The organism is Collinsella sp. HCP3S3_E5, assembly GCF_052067635.1.
In the GTDB taxonomy this organism is placed as follows: Bacteria; Actinomycetota; Coriobacteriia; order Coriobacteriales; family Coriobacteriaceae; genus Collinsella.
In genome coordinates this window covers 1-2626 of sequence record NZ_JBQHQF010000045.1, presented here as the reverse complement: position 1 = coordinate 2626, position 2626 = coordinate 1, and the positions used below count along the sequence as shown (strand labels likewise).

The 2626-nt window shown below is 47.4% G+C and carries 3 protein-coding genes; 1 reads left to right on the top strand and 2 read right to left on the bottom strand.

The genetic code is table 11. The features are described from left to right. Window positions 1–406: 406 nt before the first annotated feature. Window positions 407–580 carry a helix-turn-helix domain-containing protein gene (locus ACTM82_RS08850; protein ID WP_441055844.1) on the top strand — a complete coding sequence of 58 codons (174 nt, stop codon included), beginning with the start codon at window positions 407–409 and terminating at the stop codon, window positions 578–580. A 4-nt stretch (window positions 581–584) separates the two neighbouring features. Here the strand turns inward: ACTM82_RS08850 and ACTM82_RS08845 are convergent, their stop codons facing one another. Beyond that, window positions 585–1340: a hypothetical protein gene (locus ACTM82_RS08845; protein ID WP_441055846.1), complete on the bottom strand. Its 756-nt coding sequence runs from the start codon at window positions 1338–1340 to the stop codon at window positions 585–587. A 212-nt stretch (window positions 1341–1552) separates the two neighbouring features. Then, a partial coding sequence (locus ACTM82_RS08840; protein ID WP_441088547.1) for a hypothetical protein occupies window positions 1553–2626 on the bottom strand: 1074 nt, incomplete at its 5' end.

Below are 2626 nucleotides of genomic sequence, written 5' to 3'. Positions count from 1 at the left end.
ACTGGGAAAATGGCGCCCCCGGGGCCCGAGAGGGGCCGCGGGGGCGTTCGGTTAACTGCGGGAGCGAGCCATCAGCTCAATGTGTTCGGCTGAGATCGGAAATCAACCAATTGCCGGACAGTGGCTTCGGGCCTTTTACGCCTGGTCTCTACTTCGCGCTTGTAGTGCTCGGTGTTCTTGTGGGGATTGCGACGATTGCTTTTGACGTCAACGTGCTGCGCAAACAGGAGTACCGTGCTTCAGGTGGCTATACGATAGATACCGTCCACGCGAGGGGTTGTATGCGGTAGCTTGAGATAGGACACGCCGACACGATCGTTTTGAACACAACGGCAGACATGCCGACCAACACAATCGGCTAACTTGGTTGTTGCCTAGAAGTAACAACCAGGGAGGTCGGAAGGGTATGATCATCATGTCCGCGGTTCATTCTATACGGCAGATGAGGAAGCGGGGCGACTCGATATCCGAGGTCGCCAGGAAAACGGGCCTGTCGCGAAACACCGTCTACGCCAAACGGAAATCGTGCTTTGAAGATAGAAGCGAACGTTTTTCCTTTCTTGATAGTTCAATTTGTTGATTTGCTAGCCCCACATGTTGCCGTAATCAAGCAGTTGCCTGTATGTTGGCGTATTTGCGGTTGGGACGGATTCGGCTAACGAGAATTCACCGTGAATAATCCTGAATATCAGAAATGCATTAGAAAACACTGTTGTGAGATACGTATCGAATCCAGGGCTCATCTTCTCCCGATATAGAAACAGATTCCTGAAGTCGTCATTCAGCGCTGCCCTTATCGTTTCTGCGGGATCTTCCGAATGGAGTTCTTGTCCAAACGAAAATATATAGGGGAACAGCATCAGGATATGCTTATTCACTTCAACGACTTCGAGAATTTGCGGTATGTCGTTTTGTATGTTGGTGCGGTTTGTCTTAGTGCGACGAATGTTTTCGAGGTCATCGAGGGACAATTCACGCATTGCGGCATGAAGTCTCGTTGCCTTGACCTTTCCACCTGGATTTTTGCATTCGGTATACGCTACAACCCCGGAAGCAAGGACCATAGGCTGTTCCTTGAGGACGCTGTCTGCCATCAGTTTGGTCTGCGAATCGAGTAATTTGAAATCCAATTCGTATTCTTTAGAAATAGCATCGCATTGGCCAGCTTCCTCTGACGTAGGTCCGCTGTATGTCGATTTGCCTTTATCCAGGAAATAGGTGGAGCTGTTGATTAGCTCGCGTAAATATATTTCGTAGTTGCTATCCTTAGCTCCATCTACAAAATTGTTGATTACGGCGGATGGGGGCATTGGTTTTATCGCCAGTTCGGGATCGCGCACGACTTCTCCTTCCGCAGGGCCCAGGTCATTTATGAACAATATTGGAAGTGGGGACTCTGCCGGTTTTTGAAAATCACCAGATCCCATGCATCGCTTATGGCCTGAGCATTACCGACCGTAGGCAGCAAACTCGTCTCACGCGAATCGAGGAATGCACCGGAGGCGATTATCCTTCGACACTGAGCAAGTTCCGATTTCCTTGTAAATCGCTGTCATCGTGGGTGGGAACGCTTAAGTATTTCTTCCTCTTTTTCCCATTCCTTCTCAAGCCGCTCTTTATATCGGCAGCTTTCTCCACTCGCAAGTTTTCTCATTCTTCCGACTTCGAACAAGCCATCCCACTTCACGTGAATATGCTCGAAATGATAATAGTTCATCTCGTCGGTGCATACGGGCAAAATGGCTGTTTCCTCAGCTGTTTTCATAAAGTGATAGGGGTACTGGTTTCGCAATATCACATTGTTTGTCTCGATTTTTTTTGACGATTTATTCCAGCATAGCAACACGAATTGGACGCTGTTGAACCTAAAAGCATATGAGAGTTGCAGGTCAGGAAAGCGTTCTGTCTCTACGTCTTCGTTGAGAATAATTTTGCCTGTGTCGTAGTCTATATGCCTCACAGTACTGTTTGAAAGAAAGAGGGGATCTTTACACCAGCGTAATTTAAGATTCCCGAACGCTGCATCTGGAAGGGGAGTGACATTTGTGGCGAGCCCGCAAAGTACGGTCACGTATTCTTTTGGCGAATCATCGGCTTCGTTTAAGAGGTAATGAAGTATTTCATCGTCGAAAAATGTGCAGCATTCCGAGCGTGATCTTGAATCGTTAAATGCGTACTTGAGTAGCATTTTCTGAATCATGGTATAGTTGAATTCAATTTTAACCTTGTCATTTTCGGTATATCTTCGCGTGAAGTACCGACTAATAAAATTCTTGGCGTAAGTGTCAATATAGGAAAGCTTTCCGTTATTGCATTCCGCGCACACATCCTTGACTATGGGGTCGGCTTGATGCACCACGCCTCTTGCTTCATCAAATGTGAGATAGCATTCTGGAAACAAATCCAATACAGAACACGAAATGATGTGTTCTCTGGTTCCCTTTGCCTCTTTCCCGCAATATGCGCATTTCATTTCCGAGACCCCTTGTATTTCGTTTGAAAAAGATTGAATTATCGGTAGTGTCGAGAAAGTTGGTGTAGTGCCCGATCCGAAGCGAGTCGGCCCGGCGTCCCAGAATCTGGAATACGGTTGATATCCTATGCCGCCTCGACCCTGTCCGCAAGC